Annotated in this window: 15 protein-coding genes; 5 read left to right on the top strand and 10 right to left on the bottom strand. The window is 50.6% G+C overall.

Annotated elements, in window-relative coordinates; translation table 11 throughout:
- Positions 1 to 101 precede the first annotated feature (101 nt).
- On the top strand, positions 102 to 2018 hold the full coding sequence (locus BQ7483_RS10490; RefSeq protein ID WP_022019717.1) for an NAD(+) synthase: 1917 nt from the start codon (positions 102 to 104) through the stop codon (positions 2016 to 2018).
- Positions 2019 to 2025: 7 nt separating this feature from the next.
- Here the strand turns inward: BQ7483_RS10490 and BQ7483_RS10485 are convergent, their stop codons facing one another.
- Together BQ7483_RS10485 and BQ7483_RS10480 are read right to left on the bottom strand one after the other, a co-directional pair.
- Positions 2026 to 2853 (bottom strand): transporter substrate-binding domain-containing protein, encoded by an 828-nt coding sequence (locus BQ7483_RS10485; RefSeq protein WP_072545855.1) that lies wholly within the window; start codon positions 2851 to 2853, stop codon positions 2026 to 2028.
- Positions 2854 to 2889: 36 nt separating this feature from the next.
- Complete coding sequence (locus BQ7483_RS10480) at positions 2890 to 5031, bottom strand: putative porin (protein WP_072545854.1); 2142 nt, start codon at positions 5029 to 5031, stop codon at positions 2890 to 2892.
- Between the two features lie 193 nt (positions 5032 to 5224).
- Between BQ7483_RS10480 and BQ7483_RS10475 the strand changes: the two genes are divergently transcribed.
- Together BQ7483_RS10475 and BQ7483_RS10470 are read left to right on the top strand one after the other, a co-directional pair.
- Positions 5225 to 7138 carry a tetratricopeptide repeat-containing sensor histidine kinase gene (locus BQ7483_RS10475; protein WP_022019714.1) on the top strand — a complete coding sequence of 638 codons (1914 nt, stop codon included), beginning with the start codon at positions 5225 to 5227 and terminating at the stop codon, positions 7136 to 7138.
- Positions 7139 to 7248: 110 nt separating this feature from the next.
- Positions 7249 to 7902: a response regulator gene (locus BQ7483_RS10470; RefSeq protein ID WP_072545853.1), complete on the top strand. Its 654-nt coding sequence runs from the start codon at positions 7249 to 7251 to the stop codon at positions 7900 to 7902.
- Positions 7903 to 8204: 302 nt separating this feature from the next.
- Here BQ7483_RS10470 and BQ7483_RS10465 read toward each other — a convergent pair whose 3' ends face one another.
- Positions 8205 to 9716: an IS1182 family transposase gene (locus BQ7483_RS10465; protein WP_072545345.1), complete on the bottom strand. Its 1512-nt coding sequence runs from the start codon at positions 9714 to 9716 to the stop codon at positions 8205 to 8207.
- Between the two features lie 221 nt (positions 9717 to 9937).
- On the opposite strand from BQ7483_RS10465, the gene BQ7483_RS10460 reads away from it, so the two are divergent.
- Both BQ7483_RS10460 and BQ7483_RS10455 read left to right on the top strand, forming a co-directional pair.
- Complete coding sequence (locus BQ7483_RS10460) at positions 9938 to 10921, top strand: hypothetical protein (protein WP_072545852.1); 984 nt, start codon at positions 9938 to 9940, stop codon at positions 10919 to 10921.
- Positions 10922 to 10938: 17 nt separating this feature from the next.
- The gene (locus BQ7483_RS10455; protein WP_072545851.1) at positions 10939 to 12108 is read left to right on the top strand and encodes a BACON domain-containing protein; all 1170 of its coding nucleotides are present in this window, start codon (positions 10939 to 10941) and stop codon (positions 12106 to 12108) included.
- A gap of 137 nt (positions 12109 to 12245) precedes the next feature.
- On the opposite strand, the gene BQ7483_RS10450 is transcribed toward BQ7483_RS10455, so the two are convergent.
- From BQ7483_RS10450 to rpiB, 7 genes are all read right to left on the bottom strand, one after another.
- The gene (locus BQ7483_RS10450) at positions 12246 to 12788 is read right to left on the bottom strand and encodes a 2-oxoacid:acceptor oxidoreductase family protein (RefSeq protein WP_072545850.1); all 543 of its coding nucleotides are present in this window, start codon (positions 12786 to 12788) and stop codon (positions 12246 to 12248) included.
- Between the two features lie 21 nt (positions 12789 to 12809).
- Positions 12810 to 13571: a thiamine pyrophosphate-dependent enzyme gene (locus BQ7483_RS10445; RefSeq protein ID WP_022019546.1), complete on the bottom strand. Its 762-nt coding sequence runs from the start codon at positions 13569 to 13571 to the stop codon at positions 12810 to 12812.
- A gap of 21 nt (positions 13572 to 13592) precedes the next feature.
- On the bottom strand, positions 13593 to 13763 hold the full coding sequence (locus tag BQ7483_RS17910; protein ID WP_022019545.1) for a hypothetical protein: 171 nt from the start codon (positions 13761 to 13763) through the stop codon (positions 13593 to 13595).
- A 24-nt stretch (positions 13764 to 13787) separates the two neighbouring features.
- On the bottom strand, positions 13788 to 14873 hold the full coding sequence (locus BQ7483_RS10440) for a 3-methyl-2-oxobutanoate dehydrogenase subunit VorB (protein WP_022019544.1): 1086 nt from the start codon (positions 14871 to 14873) through the stop codon (positions 13788 to 13790).
- A gap of 16 nt (positions 14874 to 14889) precedes the next feature.
- Positions 14890 to 15117 carry a 4Fe-4S dicluster domain-containing protein gene (locus tag BQ7483_RS10435; RefSeq protein WP_022019543.1) on the bottom strand — a complete coding sequence of 76 codons (228 nt, stop codon included), beginning with the start codon at positions 15115 to 15117 and terminating at the stop codon, positions 14890 to 14892.
- Positions 15118 to 15142: 25 nt separating this feature from the next.
- The gene (locus tag BQ7483_RS10430; protein ID WP_022019542.1) at positions 15143 to 15418 is read right to left on the bottom strand and encodes a tetratricopeptide repeat protein; all 276 of its coding nucleotides are present in this window, start codon (positions 15416 to 15418) and stop codon (positions 15143 to 15145) included.
- A 246-nt stretch (positions 15419 to 15664) separates the two neighbouring features.
- Positions 15665 to 16108 (bottom strand): ribose 5-phosphate isomerase B, encoded by a 444-nt coding sequence (gene rpiB / locus BQ7483_RS10425; protein ID WP_022019541.1) that lies wholly within the window; start codon positions 16106 to 16108, stop codon positions 15665 to 15667.
- Positions 16109 to 16192 lie beyond the last annotated feature (84 nt).

Raw genomic sequence — 16192 nt, 5'->3', positions numbered from 1 at the left:
CAAAGATAGCCACTTCTTTCTATTTACCAAAGGTTTTCCCGCTTTTTTCGTGGTCATATTGATAAATTCTTTTATTTTTGCACAAGTTAAAACATTGTTTTATGAATTACGGATATGTCAAAGTGGCGGCTGCTGTGCCCCGGGTGCAGGTGGCGAACTGCAAGTTCAACGCCGGACAGATAGAGAAAGAGATAATCATTGCCGACGGCAAGGGGGTGCAAATCATCACTTTCCCCGAGTTGTGCATTACCGGATATACCTGCGGCGACCTGTTTGCCCAGCAGCTGCTGCTGGAGGAAGCTGAACTGGGACTGATGCAAATCCTCAACACGACCCGGCAGCTGGACATCATTTCGATAGTAGGCATGCCGGTGGTGTGCGAGGGCGGACTGCTGAATGCGGCGGTCGTCATACAGAAAGGCCGCGTGCTGGGTGTCGTGCCCAAGACTTACCTGCCCAACTACAAGGAGTTTTATGAGATGCGCTGGTTTGTGCCGGCTTCCGGTGTCTCTGCCCAGTCCATCCGCTTGTGCGGACAAGTGGCCCCGCTGGGCACCAACCTGCTGTTCGAGACTTCCGACACGACTTTCGGTATCGAGATATGCGAGGATGTATGGGCTGCCGTGCCGCCCAGTTCGTCCCTGGCTTTGCAGGGGGCGGAAATCATCTTCAACCTTTCGGCCGACGACGAGTCGATAGGCAAGCATGCCTATCTGCGCTCCCTGTTGAGCCAGCAGTCGGCCCGCTGCCTGGCCGGATATGTGTTCAGCTCGTGCGGTTTCGGCGAGTCGACCACCGACGTGGTGTTTGCCGGTAACGGTCTGATTTATGAGAACGGCACGTTGCTGGCGTCCAGTGAGCGTTTCTCGCTGGAAGAGCAGTTGGTGGTGAGCGAAATCGACGTGGAATTCCTGCGTACGGAGCGCCGGGTAAACACGACCTTTGCCGCCTGCCGCAGGCGGGTGGCTCCCGAGGCTGCAGTCAGAATATCGACGGAGCTGGTGAACAGCCGTGAACTGAATCTGACACGTACCTACGATCCTCATCCCTTCGTGCCTCAGGGCCCGACGCTGGACGAGCGATGCGAAGAGATATTCTCCATTCAGGTAGCCGGGCTGGCACAACGCCTGACGCATACCAAGGCCAAGAGTGCGGTGGTAGGCATTTCGGGCGGACTCGATTCGACACTGGCCCTGCTGGTGTGCGTCAAGACGTTCGACAAGCTGGGATGGCCGCGCAAGGGGATTGTCGGTGTGACGATGCCCGGTTTCGGTACGACGGACCGTACCTATACCAATGCCGTCGACCTGATGACGTCGCTCGGTGTGACGGTGCGCGAGGTCAGCATCAGGAAGGCCTGCGTGCAGCACTTCGAAGACATCGGTCATGATGCTGCGGTGCACGACGTGGTGTACGAGAACTCGCAGGCCCGCGAGCGTACCCAGATCCTGATGGATATCGCCAACCAGACGGGCGGACTGGTCATCGGCACGGGCGACCTGTCGGAGTTGGCCTTGGGATGGGCTACATATAACGGCGACCACATGTCGATGTACGGCGTGAATGCCAGCGTGCCCAAGACGCTGGTGAAGCACCTGGTGAAGTGGGTGGCCGAGAACGGAATGGACGAGACCTCACGCCGCACGCTGCTCGACATAGTGGATACTCCCATCAGCCCCGAGCTGATACCGGCCGACGAGAACGGCAACATCAGTCAGATTACCGAAGACCTGGTAGGACCCTACGAGCTGCACGATTTCTTCCTCTACCACTTTCTGCGCGGCGGTTTCCGCCCGTCGAAGATTTTCTATCTGGCGGCCCGGACATTCAAGGATGTATATGACGAGGATACCATCAAGAAATGGTTGCACACCTTCCTGCGCCGTTTCTTCAACCAGCAGTTCAAGCGGTCGTGCCTGCCCGACGGTCCGAAGGTGGGCAGCGTGTCGCTGAGTCCGCGTGGCGACTGGCGCATGCCGAGCGACGCCTCTTCGGAAGCCTGGCTGCGGGAGTGTTAGTCGGAGGTCATTTGTAGTATTTCTGATATATTTTCTGATATTCCCTGCCCTGTTTGAAGTCTTCGAGCCAAGTGTTCAGACTGTCGAGCAGGGCAGGCGACTTTTTGCTGACCGCCCAGGAATAGAACTGGGTGAAGCTGATGTCGGTCGAGAAGTCTATTTGGGGCATGCTGTCGGTGACGGCACGGGCAATGTTTTCGTCGCATACGGCGTAGTCGATGTCGCCGTGGGCCACCATGGCTATCAGCTGTTCGGGGCCGTATTTTTCCACCTCTTTAATATAGATGGTGTCGGCTATCTCGTCGCCCAGGTTGCGGATGCGCAGGATGGAGGGAGAACCCTTCACGACGTGCAGGGTGCGCTTGGCCAGTGAGAGTTGGGTGCGGATGAACAGGGAGTCGTCGGGCGAAGCGGGTTTGCGCTGTACCAATACTTCCTTGGTCAGTGCGATGGGGACGGTGAGCAGCAGGGAGTCTTTCAGCGGACTGGTGGCCAGGATGCCGTTGGCAATGAGGTCGTACGTCCCGTCAGCCAGTCCTTCGAGCCGCTTCTCGAAGCTCATCTCGGGCATGATGGCCACTTTGAGGCCGTGGTCGCGGGCAAAGGCCTCCATCAGCTCATAGTCGAAGCCGGCCAGTGTGTCGCCGTCCACGTAAAGGCTGATGGCATTGTATTCCAGTGCGGCACGCAGGACGCCTTCGGCCGCAATGTCGGCATAATCGCGTGGAGAGGGAGCGGGTGGCTCTTCGCGTTGCAGGATGAAAGTGGCTACCAGCGAGCCGATGAAGGCTACCGCCACGTATTTCCAGATCTTGGGGTTCAGTTTGTTTTTCATGGTGTTCGGGTTGGATGGTGGAAACGATGGAGGACATCAATCGTAGAAGTTCCAGGAAACGCCGATCTTCAGCAGGCGTGAGTTGATCGGGTAGTGGGGAACGAGGAACGAGTTGCGGTTGCCCATACCCGAATTGATGTGGTACATCATCACGAAGATGCGTGTACGTTTCAGGTGCAGGTTGGCGTATACGTTGACGATGGGATATCCTCCGATCTTGACTTGGTCACTCTCCGGCTGCAGGTGGAACTGCTGGATGGCAGGCTGGTAGGTTGGAGCGTTGTACTCGGTAAAGTAGCGTACGTCGGCACCCAGCTGTACGGTCAGTACCTTCTTGAACAGACGGGTCAGCAGGTAGAGGTTGTGGTAGAGCGAGAGGTCGGGTAGGGGCAGGACAGACTGGTTGCTCGACTTCTGCCACGTCACTTCGTTGTCCAGGTGCAGGATGCCCAGCTTGAAGTCCTGTTTCAGCATGGCCGAAATCACCTGGATGCTCCCGCTGTGCTGCTGGGGCAGGGCCTGTCCGTTGAAGTAGGTGTAGTTCTTGATGTTCTCCACACCGGCCTTCAGGTTGGTACGCCAGCGGTCGATGTTCAGTTCGCCTTCCACACGGGTACGGAACTCCTTGCTCAGGTCGTTGTCCCATGCGTAGTGGTTGGAGTGGTAGTGGCGCATGTAGAACGAGGGGAGTGTGTTGCTCACAAAACCGCGGGCGTAGAAGTTCACGGTATCCTTGCCCAGGCGGAAGTTCAGGTCCAGGTCGCCGTTGACGCGGAATTGTCCTGCCGCCTTGCCGGCCAGGCCCACTTCACCGTTGGCCCGGTAGTGCAGTAGCCGTCCTTCGCGTTTGGACAGTTCACCTCCCACGTACAGTTCGTGTTCGGTATAGATCTGGTTGGGCAGGTAGGGACGGGTGGTCTGCCCGCTTTCATCGGTCGTTGTCCCTTCCCCGTTGCCCAGGTTCATCAGGGTGTAGCGGCTCACCTTGTGCGAGGCGTAGGCGGTCAGTCCGGCTTTGGCGTACTTGTTGAAGCCTTCGAGCAGCGAGATGCCCAGCACGTTCTTTACGCTCAGGGCTACGGTGCTGTCGTTGCTCATGCCTTCCTGCAGGTAGGTGTTGTCGTAGATGCTGTTCTCGCCTGTAGGTTCCGTACCCGAGCGGAAACGGTGGCTGGAACGTTCGATGTGGAACGTATGGATGAAGCTGGTCACGGGTACGTACTCTTCGGTCTGGATGGTGTCCATCGGAATGGCTGTACTGTCGCGCTGGGCCTTGCGGCGGGCGGCTTCGTCCTTGGTCTCTTCTATCTTCGTCGTTACGCGGGTGAAGCCCAGGCGGTAGCGGTGGGTCAGGTGTACGTAGAAGTTGTGGTTGCGGTTTGATGTCTCTTCCAGGTTGACGGGAATGTACGAACTTCCACCTACGTCGCTCATCTCTTCGGGACGGGTGATGTAGCGGTCGTCGGTGATACCTCCGTTCTCGTTCATCTTCATGAAGAAGTTGTTGTACATGGCCTGCATCTGGTACTTTTCGCCGATGTAGCTGGCAAAAAGGCCTGCATTGAAGTGGGCGGTCGACTGGTTGGTATAGTAGCCGCGGCCGTACAGGTAGTCGATGTTGAAGCCGAAGGCCAGGCGCTTGTTGGCATTGACCGAGAAGTAGGACTTGAAGCGTTCCTCACCGTTCTGCTTGCTGCCGGCCTTGTAGTAGGTCAGGTTGGTAAACGGGATGTTGCTGTTGGTGAACTTGAAGTCACTCGGGCGGAAGTAGAAGCTCGACATGGGTGTCAGGAACATGGTAGGCCCGTAGTCTGTGCGTTCGAAGAACAGGCGCGACATACGCGGACTGCCCAGATTGCCCAGGTAGTTGTAGTGTCCTTCCATGCCTTCCACCAGGTTGGTGTTCTGGAAGTTCAGGTTGGCGGTGTCGGCCGGTATGATGGTGCGTTCGCCCAGCAGTTCGTCCAGCTGCCACATGTACAGCTTGGGCGGCAGGCTCTGGACGTCTACGTTGGTACTGTCGTTCAGGTTGTCCGGCTGGATCGAAGGGTCTATCTGGTTGCCGTATTGGTCGCGCAGGGTTTGCCCGCCTCCGACGGGAGTCAGCGTTTGCTGCGCCTGTGCCAGGCCCGTTCCCAGCAGACATAGCAGTATATATATCAGTATGATTTGTTTCATTTTCATGCGGCAAAGATAATGGAAACCAAGTGAAGCACAAAACGAAAACAGAGTTTTCAACTCTTATTATAATTTGACAGAACAGCTTGCAAACGGAATATTTTATGGTGGGGCAGCAAGATATCGGGTCACTTTCTTGCTGTTTGTCTTGACTTCCTTATCTTTGCAATACCCTAACCATTGATATGATTTTATGAAACGACTGATTGTATGGATCCTCCTGCTGCCGCTTGTTGCAGTATGGGGACAGTCGCCGGATCCGGAACTGGCGGAGTGTCGGGCTGCGTTGGCACGTGCATGTGAAAGCGGCCATCGTGACAGCCTATCGGCTGCTTGTTGTCACTTGAGTGAATATTATGCTTATCGGGATGTGGACAGTACGCGTTATTATTGCGAGGAGGGCTTGAAGTATGCCGACCGTGACAAGGCAGAGCCTTACGTGGTGCTGCTGGTCAATCTGGCGGTTACCTACCTGGATGAGGGGCGTATGGACGAATGTCTGCCGGCTTTCAGGAAGGCTCTGTCCGAGGCGGTGAGGCTGCACCTGGATGCGGAGGAACAGGCCGGGATACTGAGTTCTATCGGCGTGTGCTACCGGCGGATGTCCATGCCCGATTCGGCCTTGGTCTATTACAACCGGGCCTTGGATCTGCTGGGAGTGGAGAAGTCTGACGCAACCGGTTCGCGTACGCAGTTGCTGACAAACATTGCCGTGCTCTATGCCAACACTTCGCGTCTGGAAGAAGCGGAAACCTACATCCGGCGGGCCATGGAGGTGGTTCCCACCTGTGGCGACATGGATATGGTGATTCATGCGGCATCGACTGCTGGAGCCATATTCAGTCTGTGTGGCAAGGAGGAAGACGGTATCAAGGCCATACGCCAGGCTCTGGACATGGCCAGCGAACAGAAGAAACCGAAGTTCGTATTGCGGTGCCTGACTTATCTGGCAGGTACTTACGGGCGTCTGGGCAATAGGGCAGAACTGATGAAATGCGTGGCCGAGGCGGAACCTCTTTTGGCTGTCCTGCCGGAGAACTCGACGGAAGTGCTGGGTTTTTACGAAAGATTGTATGAGGTGTATGCCGGAATGGGACGTTATCGGGAGAGCCTCGATATCCAACACCGGTTGTTGGGACTGAAGGATGTCAATATGGCGGTACCGTTGGACCGTCTGTATCTGGACATGGCCCGTAATTACAAAGGCCTGAAAGACTATGCCCGGGCTTTCGACTGCTATGAACGGGCGGTAACGGTTGCCGACAGTTTGCACACGGCACAGGTGGAGGCCGAGTTGTCGGAATTGTCCGTAAAGTATGACACGAAGGAGAAGGAATTGGAAATTGTACACCTGAACGAACAGCAGCTGAAGCAGCGGAACCGCATTATGCAGCTGGGATTTGTGGCGGTAACAGCTGTGGGAGTTGTCGTACTGTTGGTCATCTGGTATGAATTGCGTCGTCGCCGGCAGAAAAAGGAAGAAGAACTGAAACTGGCACAACGCTACATTGAGGGACTGGAACGCGAACGCAGGCGCCTGGCCAAAGATTTGCATGACGGGGTGTGCAACGATTTGCTGGGGATAGGCATGCAGTTGCAGTGTCTGCCTCCTACGGAACAGGGCAAGGCCGAAGTGAAAGCGATGTTGGAAAAAGTCCGCCAGGATGTGCGTCTCATTTCTCATGAACTGATGCCTCCGCAATTCCAGCGTGTCACCTTGAAAGAAGTTGTCGAGGATTATGCCGGACGGATATTGGCTGCGCAGCCTGCCGAGTGGGCTTTGGCGGTCGATGACGGAGGGTGCGACTGGAGCCGTGTCCCCGAGGATCAGGCATATGAAGTATACCGCATTCTGCAGGAACTGCTTTCCAATGTACTGAAACATGCGGAGGCCACTCGGATAGACCTCCGGCTGTGTCTTTCCAAGAAGGACTTGGTTTTGCAGATTGCCTATTGCGGAAAGCCTTGTCCCTCCCATGCGGGGAAAGGAAACGGCATCGGACTGACCACCGTGAGCGAACGGGCGAAATCAATCGGTGCTGCCTTCACTGTCGCGGCAGAGAATGGCGAACAACGGATGACGTTGAATGTTCCTTTGGCTGTTTAAGTCCGTTTTTCTGCAGAATAGGTGTTAAAATCACTATTTCTGATGATGTGAAATAAGGATAAATGGCTTTTCTTTGCACTATCATAACAAGACAGGTATTGAGAAGGCTGATGAAAGAAAAAGATATACGGATTCTATTGGTTGACGACCATGATTTGGTGTTGCAGGGGTTGAAGCGTATTATAGAATGTTCGCTCCCGGAAGTAAAGAATGTGTGTACTGCTTCATCGGGACATGAGGTGGAGTTGTTGACAGCTTCGCAGCAATTCGACCTTTTTGTACTGGATATGGAATTGCCCGATGTGTGTGGCCTGGATCTCATCAATACCATCCGCAGCCGCAATGCTCATGCCCGTATTCTGGTGAATACCATGCACGAAGAAATCTGGTATGTCAAGAACCCGCTGCAATGCGAGGTGGACGGCATCTTGTTCAAGTCTACTGATTCGGGCAAGATTACGGAAGCCATCCGACGGGTGTTGGCGGGAGGAGTTTATTATTGTCCGTATGCCGACCATATCCGCGCCCAAATGAAACGTACGGAGGAGAAAAAGCCCGAAGACCTGACTCTGCGGGAACTGGATGTCTTGAAACGGATCTCCGAAGGGAAAAATACACAGGAAATAGCACGCGAACTGTGTGTGTCCACCAATACGGTGGATACACACCGCCGGCATCTGCTCGACAAGCTGGGAGCGCGCAACGTGGCCGACCTGATTATGACTGACATCTCCAAGGGGATTATTCCTATACGGAAATGTTGAGTAGGCAGGTGTGTGTGGAGAGAGTGTGCCGATACCGGTGAATGTATACTTTTTTCTGTGCTCTTCGGGCTTGTATATGCCTTTCGTAAATAGTTGATAATAGGTGGACGTTTTTATTGTACCATGAGTATACGACTGATGTGGCATAAGTCCTATAGAGATGAGGCTGTCTCAAAATAGACTTGAGATGGCCTCTGTTTGTTTCATCTCAGATTGAAGTCATTTTTCTCAAAAGAGGAGTTTACAAACTTACTTTTGAAGATATCATTCTTTCAAACTGTTTATTCGTTGTCATAAGCCTCCTACGAGGCTACTTTTGCAAGATTATGTGCCATGGCCAGCAGTCCGAACTCAATCTCAACCTTCTTAAGTCCACGAAGATGGAATCTCTTGAAGTGCTTGTTGTTCTTGAGGTTTCCAAATACAGCCTCCACATCCTGTGGTCGCTGACTGCGATATTTCAGACCTTCATCAGAGAGTAGCTTTTCACGTTCTCTTTTCTTGATTTTCCTCAGACGGTGATTTACCTGTACAATCCTTTCCGACTGGCTTCTGTGACACCGGCATCTTAACGGGCAGCCTTTACAGTTACGTGCTCTGTATCTTGATATGGTCTGCTCAAAACCGTTGTCTGTCGAACGCGTTATATCAGCAAGTCTTTCCATCCTTTGTCCCATCGGACAGTACATTCCGTCCGTTTCTTCATTATAGTAGAAGTTGGCAGACAGAAAAGGATCATTTCTGAAGTTCTTTTTCTGTTCCTTATGAAAATAATTGTACTTTATGAAGGTTTTAATGCCATGTCTGGAAGCATACAGATAGTTCTCTTCACTCCCGTATCCGGCATCACAGACAGATATGTCAGGGTATCTGTCGTAAAGGAAATGAAAATCATCCATATGCAGAGAATAGGTGGAGGTATCTCCCGCACACTGATGGAGGGTATAGTCCAGAATGAACTGCCTGTTGGTACTGATTTGGGTATTATATCCGGGTTTGAGTTGTCCATTCCTCATATGGTCTTCTTTCATACGCATGAAGGTGGCGTCATTGTCCGTCTTTGAATAGCTGTTGCGTCCGTCAAGTATCTTTCCCTGTGATTCATATTTCCTGAGCTGTTCTGGCCATGACTTCCTTACACGTCTTATCTTCGCTTTCATTTTCTTGTCCGCATCCACTTCATTCAGGGCATCATCAATCTGCTTGAGTGCCTTTTCTACTTTCTCCGGAGTGATATCCTGACAGGTGACCGGAGCGGAATCACGCAGTTCCTGTTTGGTGACAGACTCGGCGTACTGCCATATCTCTTCAAGCTGTTCCGCGATTCTGACTATGCGGGTATGTATGGACTTGCCCCAGACGAACGTATAACGGTTGGCGTTCGCCTCCATCTTCGTCCCGTCGGTACAGGCTACATCCAGACTTACAAAACCTTCCGACACGAGAAACTTTACAATGGTGGCAAATATTGTCTTCAGTACATCCTTCAGCCGGCTGCTGCGAAAACGGTTGATGGTGTTATGATCAGGAGTCACATTGCCGGTAAGCCACATGAGGCGGATGTCATTGCGACAGAATTCTTCTATGCGACGGCTGGAATAGATATTACGCAAATAAGCATAGACAAGAATTTGAAGCATCATACGTGGGTGGTACGCAGAACAGCCTTTAGGGGAATACTTACGGTAAAGTTCTTCAAGGTTTATCTGTTCAATGATACGGTGAACAACACGGACTGGATCGTTCTGGGGGATAAAATCGCCTAAACATGGAGGTAAAAGCAGATTATCGTTGGATGTGTAACTTTTAAACATTATCTTTGGGATATCTTAACTTGGTTCCCTAAGATACAAAAAATTAGGGAAACGGGCAAGTTCTGGCTGAGAGAAGTTAGGGCTTGCCCATTTTTTTTGTAGACACAAAAAAGGCCATCTCAAAGTTTATTTGAGACAGCCTCCTGATTCGTGGAGTGAAGTTCAGCTTGAATTTATTTGTAATAAATAATTTGTGTAACATATAACGTATTTATTCTTTTATGATAACTGCATTTACGGGATTGTTGCTGCTCTCCCAAATAGTCTTTTGGACAGGACTGGCGTTGGCTTTTATGTTGTTTTTCAGATTTGGAAAAGTGAAGGACTGGTTTAACAGGAAGGCGGGTGCAGAGATTGTATCTACGGTCCGTTTCAGGGATGTCCGGACATTGTGCATTACGATTGTACTGGAGTGGGTGATGGCCATGGTGGGCGTATTGGTCACTATGTCGTTTTATTCGGAAAAGCAACTGACCGACAATCAGTTTGTATTGCTGTATTCGTTGTTCCTGCTGGTAGGTTTGACTTATCCGGCCTACAGACTTGTACGCCGTATAAGGCATCTGAAAAGTTGTAATGACCGTAGGGCAGCCCGGTGGCGTCTGTATTATGATTGCCTCTTGAACTATGCGGCCTTGTCCGGAGGATGGATGGTGGCGGTAATTATGTCTTTTGTTGCCGTCTTGCTGTCCCTGACCAAGTGGAAGTCTCTTGTTCCCGGCCGCTTGCGCGACATGTCGGGAGTCGATGGGGTGCCTCCGTCCATCACCTACTATCTCGTAGGCTGTGTGTTGGGTGTTGTGGGGATTGTATCCCAATTCTTCGGCCGTGAAAAAGAGGACTTTATTTTCGGCATGATTTTTGTTTCTTTGTTCGCCTTTCTGGCATATATCGTGTTTCGGGTACGTCGGGCTGCTCCTCAGGACCGGAAGCGTCTGAAGTGGATGTATGCCTATATGCTGTTTACCACGTATGCGGTTTTTACCCTTACCTGGATGCTGATTGTGGGGGTGCTGATCTTGTTGGTGCTGTATCTGATTTTCACGTTGGTATTCAGCGGATATGGCGGGTCCGGTAAGGGAAGCCGTACACATATCGTGTCGTGTAACCAGCTGACCGATGACCTTATTCGCGGACAGGATATTTGCAGGCTCACGAATACCCGTTGCAAGATGCGTGATACGGGTGTTTGTCCTTATCAATAACGAATGTTTAATGAAAAATGAAGATAGATAAGAACAAATGGATGTTTCCAATTTTATGTTGGATCTGCGGTTGTCTGTTGGCCGCTTGCAGTAAAGATGAATCAGGTAATAAGAATTTGATTTTGGCTGAAGGTGTCGCCACGTCTCAGACAGTGTATGCCGATGAAACGTCTGGTGTTTCGGAAGGCATTCGTTTTACGGCATCGGGCAACTGGACAGCAACGGTTACCGACGTGACGACTAAAGCGGATGCCACGGGTGTGGATTGGCTTGTGCTGAGTGCCTATAGCGGTAGTGCAGGCAAGTGTACGTTGACTTTTACGCTGACTGAAAATCTGACGGGGCATGATAGGCAGGCTCGGATAGAAATACGGTGTGGAGATGATGTGATAACGATTACTGTAGAGCAGAAAGCTACCACGGCATCCGGTGAAATACCTTCTGTTTCGTCGGTTTATCTGGTTGCAAGAATAGATGAAGTACATAAGCGTGTGACGGCCGAGACGGGTACAGAGTCAGAAGATAGAAATATCTATTATTTTGAATACGACGATCAGAATCGTCTGGTCAAACAGACGACCGATGACTCGGGGACAGGAAAGGGGGAGGACATGATTTATACTTCTTTTGCTTATGAGTCGGGTAAGATCGTGATGACGGAAAAAGGATATGGATCCGCTGATGTTTCAACTTTTGTTTTAAGAAACGATGGTTATGTCGAAACATTTTCTATCGTCAATGATGAAGGAGCAGGAAAAACAACGGAAAAATCAGGTTCGGTAGTATATGAAGATGGCTTTGTGCAGACATGTAACAGAACTTATAGAAATCAGGTTGGTGAAACGATGGAATATGTTGATGAAGCGGAGTGGGAGAATGGCAATCTGGTTAAGGTGACGAACGATTTGTACAATGCAAACAATAACAGGTATGTGGCGGAAATACGTTATGACAATGCCGAGTACGTCAATAATCCCAATATTAATTTTGATTTGAACTGGGTGGTCTGCAATACGGAATGGTTGGATTGTTTTGCTTTTGGCGGGCGGTATTTGCAACCGTATGGCTATTTAGGAAAGCGCAGCCAGCTGTATATGACAGCGGAGTATGACCGTTATCGAGAAGGATATTATGATACTTACACCTATGAATTTGACCAATTGGGCCGTCCTGTTACCATAGTATGAACTTCGCATGGCAGTGATTATTATGCTAAAAACGAAACGGTTTTTACTATTACATATAAGTAATAGCCGTATGTATCTGGTGTGAAAAAAACGTCCCTGCCAATTTCAGATTGACAGGGACGGTTCATATTATATCATCAGACTTCCTTGATCAATTCCATTCCTTTCTTGATGGCTTCTTCATTCATAGGAATCAAGTGGTGATGGCGTTCGGGGAGGGTTTTCTTCAATCCTTTGATGACATTCTCCAAGGTGACCATCGGTTTGATTTTGAGCAGGCCGCCCAATACAATCATGTTGAAGGCTTTGGAGTTGTTCATCTCGTTGGCGGCATCCATGGCGTCAATGCGATACACATGGATATCCTTGCGTGTAGGCGGATTGATAATGCCATAGCCGTCGTAGATAAGTACGCCGCCGGGCTTTACCTCGCTCTCGAATTTTTCCAGCGAGGGCTGGTTGAGGATGATGGCTGCGTCGTATTTGCTGAGAATGGGCGATGAAATCTTTTCATCGCTGACGATGACGGTCACGTTGGCCGTACCGCCTCGCTGTTCGGGGCCATAGGCCGGCATCCAGGTCACTTCCTTGCCTTCCATCAGTCCTGAATAGGCGAGAATCTTACCCATGGACAATACGCCTTGTCCGCCGAATCCTGATATAATGATTTCTTCTTTCATAAGAATAATTTTACGAATGGGTTATTTGTCTTTTAAATCGCCGAGCGGGTAGAAGGGGAACATGTTCTCTTCCATCCATTTGTTGGCTGCGGCAGGTGTCATCTTCCAGCCGGAGTTGCAGGTAGCCACAATCTCTACCAGGTTGGAGCCCTTGCCGGCCATGGAGTTTTCAAAAGCCTTGCGGATGGCTTTCTTGGCCTTGCGGATGGCGGGTACCGACTGTACGCTTTGGCGGGTCACGTAGGCTGTGCCTTCCAGTTGGGCAGCGATATCGGCCATCTTCAGCGGATAGCCATGGAGATGTACATCGCGGCCGTATGGGCAGGTAGCCGTCTTCATGCCTACCAGCGTGGTAGGTGCCATCTGTCCGCCAGTCATGCCATAAATGGCATTGTTGATGAAGATGATGGTGATGTTTTCACCGCGGTTCAAGGCATGGATGGTTTCAGCCGTACCGATACAAGCAAGGTCACCATCTCCTTGGTAAGTGAATACAAGACGGTCGGGCCAAAGACGTTTGATGGCTGTTGCCAATGCTGGTGCACGTCCGTGGGCAGCTTCCTGCCAGTCGATATCCAGATAGTTGTAGATAAAGACGGCACAGCCGACGGGCGAGATGCCGATGGCCTTGTCTTCCATACCCATCTCTTCGATGACTTCGGCAATGAGTTTGTGTACTACGCCGTGGCTGCAGCCCGGACAATAGTGCATCGGGTTGTCGTTCATCAGCGTCGGTTTCTTGTAAACCAGGTTTTCAGGTTTGATGATATCTTCTTTTGTCATAATTGATTCTCCTCTCTTCTCTTATCTGTTGGTAAATCGTATGAAGAACTCCATCACTTTGACGAAGATGGCTGCCGCACAGACATAAACGAAGTCCATGAAGTCGTCCGACACAAAGTAGGTCACAACGGCTGCTACAGCCAGCACGAGGAAGATGATGTTCAGTATGTTCCTTATTTTATCCGTTTCCATGGTGGATTGTCCGTGATTGGATGGTTATGAGTTGACAACAATCTTTTCCTTCAATGCAGCTACGATTTCATCGGGATCGGGGACGATGCCTCCCAAACGGCCGAAATGTTCAACCCGTACTTTGCCGTTAACGGCGAGGCGGACATCTTCAATCATCTGTCCGGCATTCAGTTCGGTAACCAACATGCCTTTCACCTTATCGGCATAAGATGCAATCACTTTGGTGGGGAAAGGCCAAAGGGTGATGGGGCGTAGAATTCCTACTTTGATACCTTCTTCACGGGCCAGTTCCATTGCTTTCTGTCCGATGCGGGCCATTGATCCGAAAGCTACAATGAGGTAATCGGCATCTTCACAGTTGATTTCCTCGAAACGTACTTCATTCTCTTCTATTTTACGATACTTGGCCTGGAAGCGGAGATTGTTTTTTTCCATCTCTTCGGGTTTCAGTTCGAGTGAAGTGATGATGTTGGGCTTCCGTCCGGATTTGCCAGTAGTGGCCCAAGGGCATTGGGCAATGATTTCGGCTTCCGTGCGGCGCGGCTTGATGGGGGGAAGAACAACCTTCTCCATCATCTGTCCAACGACACCATCAGCCAAGATAATGGCTGGATTACGGTACTTGAAGGCCAGTTCAAAAGCCAGCCCTACAAAATCGGCCATCTCCTGTACAGAGGAGGGTGCCAGGGCTATGAGGCGGTAGTCACCGTGTCCGCCACCTTTCACTGTCTGGAAATAGTCAGCCTGACTGGGCTGGATGGTTCCCAATCCGGGGCCTCCACGCATGACGTTGACTATGAGGCAGGGCAGTTCGGCACCGGCCAAGTAGGAGATGCCCTCCTGTTTCAGGCTGACACCCGGACTGGACGATGAGGTCATCACCATTTTACCGCTTCCGGCACCGCCGTATACCATATTGATTGCGGCCACTTCACTTTCAGCCTGGAGTACTACCATGCCGGTCGTTTCCCAGGGTTTCAGTTCGGCCAGCGTTTCCAGTACTTCCGATTGGGGAGTAATCGGGTAACCGAAGTATCCATCAGCTCCACAACGGATAGCTGCATGAGCGATGGCTTCGTTCCCTTTCATTAATACAACTTCTTCTGACATATAGCTTACTGATTTTTTATTCAACTTTTACTTTGTACACCGAGATACATCCGTCCGGACAAACCGTGGCGCATGATGCGCAACCGTTGCAGGTGTCTTCCAGTACCTGGTGTGCGTAATTATATCCTTTGATGTTCACCTCTTTGGTGAGGGCTATTACATGGAGTGGACAAGCCACGGCACACAAGTTGCAACCTTTGCAACGTTCGGTGTCCACTACAATTGCTCCTTTGATCTTTGCCATAATATACGTTCCTTTATATGAATTGTTATTGATTGTACATGTCCTTGTTGTAGAAGTTCAGGATGTCCATCACCATCTGATAGGCATGACGTGCCGGACTGTCGGGATTGATGTCCATCGCGCGTCGGTAGTTGTTGAGGGCCTGTTGCCAATTGCCTTGTTTTCGTCGGGCGTTGCCATAGAGGTAATAGGCTTCGTCCTTACCTGTGTCTGATGTTTGTAGATAAATATCCAGTTCGTGGCAGGCCTTTTCTACTTCTCCTTGGCTGATGTATTCTCTGATGATGTCCAGTCGTTCCATTTTCTGATTCTTTGTTCAAATCACAAAGATAGCTTTTTATCTCAGACAACGGTCATTTTCGGTGTGAAAAATGAGAAAATGGGAGTGCTTCTTTTAGAAAAAGAAGAATATCGTCAGTTTTTATATGCGAACGAGTGACCACGCAGACTGGTTTGCTGCATGGTCACTCGTTATTCGGACGAATCGTAACTCTTTGTCTATGTGTCTTGTTCAGACTTCCGAAATCATGCGATGTCTCATCAAAAACTATTCGGCGGTACGAACCGGAATTTTATCAATACGTTTCTGATGCCGTCCTCCTTCGAATGGTGTGTTGAAGAATTCTGTCAAAATAGGATTGGCTTCTTCCGGCGTGATGAATCGGCCGGGCATGACGAGTACGTTGGCGTCGTTATGCTGGCGGGCCAAGTGAGCGATTTGGGGTATCCAGCATAAAGCTGCACGAATTCCCTGATGTTTGTTCAGTGTCATACTGATGCCTTCGCCACTGCCGCAGATGGCTATTCCCGGATAACATTCGCCGGCTTCTACAGCGAGAGCCAACGGATGGGCATAATCGGGATAATCACAACTTTCGGTAGAATACGTGCCGAAATCCTTGTAAGGCCATCCTTTGGCATCGAGCCATTGTTTGACGTATTGCTTGAGCTCAAATCCTGCATGGTCGGAAGCTAAACCTATCGTTTTCATGTTTTTTGCAAAAAAAGAATGTAAATAACAATGGGAAATGGCAAGTGATAAAGAGTATCTGTATGATTGCCTCTTAAAATCACT

The organism is Mediterranea massiliensis, from assembly GCF_900128475.1.
Lineage (GTDB): Bacteria > Bacteroidota > Bacteroidia > Bacteroidales > Bacteroidaceae > Bacteroides > Bacteroides massiliensis_E.
Note: the sequence above shows the minus strand (reverse complement) of the source record. Positions and strands in the feature narration are given on the sequence as shown.

Coding starts and splice junctions, on each gene's coding strand:
- BQ7483_RS10485 (WP_072545855.1), bottom strand. CDS start 2,853: ATGAAAAACAAACTGAACCCCAAGATCTGGAAATACGTGGCGGTAGCC.
- BQ7483_RS10450 (WP_072545850.1), bottom strand. CDS start 12,788: ATGAAAGAAGAAATCATTATATCAGGATTCGGCGGACAAGGCGTATTG.
- BQ7483_RS17910 (WP_022019545.1), bottom strand. CDS start 13,763: ATGGAAACGGATAAAATAAGGAACATACTGAACATCATCTTCCTCGTG.
- BQ7483_RS10490 (WP_022019717.1), top strand. CDS start 102: ATGAATTACGGATATGTCAAAGTGGCGGCTGCTGTGCCCCGGGTGCAG.
- BQ7483_RS10445 (WP_022019546.1), bottom strand. CDS start 13,571: ATGACAAAAGAAGATATCATCAAACCTGAAAACCTGGTTTACAAGAAA.
- BQ7483_RS10455 (WP_072545851.1), top strand. CDS start 10,939: ATGAAGATAGATAAGAACAAATGGATGTTTCCAATTTTATGTTGGATC.
- BQ7483_RS10440 (WP_022019544.1), bottom strand. CDS start 14,873: ATGTCAGAAGAAGTTGTATTAATGAAAGGGAACGAAGCCATCGCTCAT.
- BQ7483_RS10460 (WP_072545852.1), top strand. CDS start 9,938: ATGATAACTGCATTTACGGGATTGTTGCTGCTCTCCCAAATAGTCTTT.
- BQ7483_RS10430 (WP_022019542.1), bottom strand. CDS start 15,418: ATGGAACGACTGGACATCATCAGAGAATACATCAGCCAAGGAGAAGTA.
- BQ7483_RS10465 (WP_072545345.1), bottom strand. CDS start 9,716: ATGTTTAAAAGTTACACATCCAACGATAATCTGCTTTTACCTCCATGT.
- BQ7483_RS10470 (WP_072545853.1), top strand. CDS start 7,249: ATGAAAGAAAAAGATATACGGATTCTATTGGTTGACGACCATGATTTG.
- BQ7483_RS10435 (WP_022019543.1), bottom strand. CDS start 15,117: ATGGCAAAGATCAAAGGAGCAATTGTAGTGGACACCGAACGTTGCAAA.
- rpiB (WP_022019541.1), bottom strand. CDS start 16,108: ATGAAAACGATAGGTTTAGCTTCCGACCATGCAGGATTTGAGCTCAAG.
- BQ7483_RS10480 (WP_072545854.1), bottom strand. CDS start 5,031: ATGAAACAAATCATACTGATATATATACTGCTATGTCTGCTGGGAACG.
- BQ7483_RS10475 (WP_022019714.1), top strand. CDS start 5,225: ATGAAACGACTGATTGTATGGATCCTCCTGCTGCCGCTTGTTGCAGTA.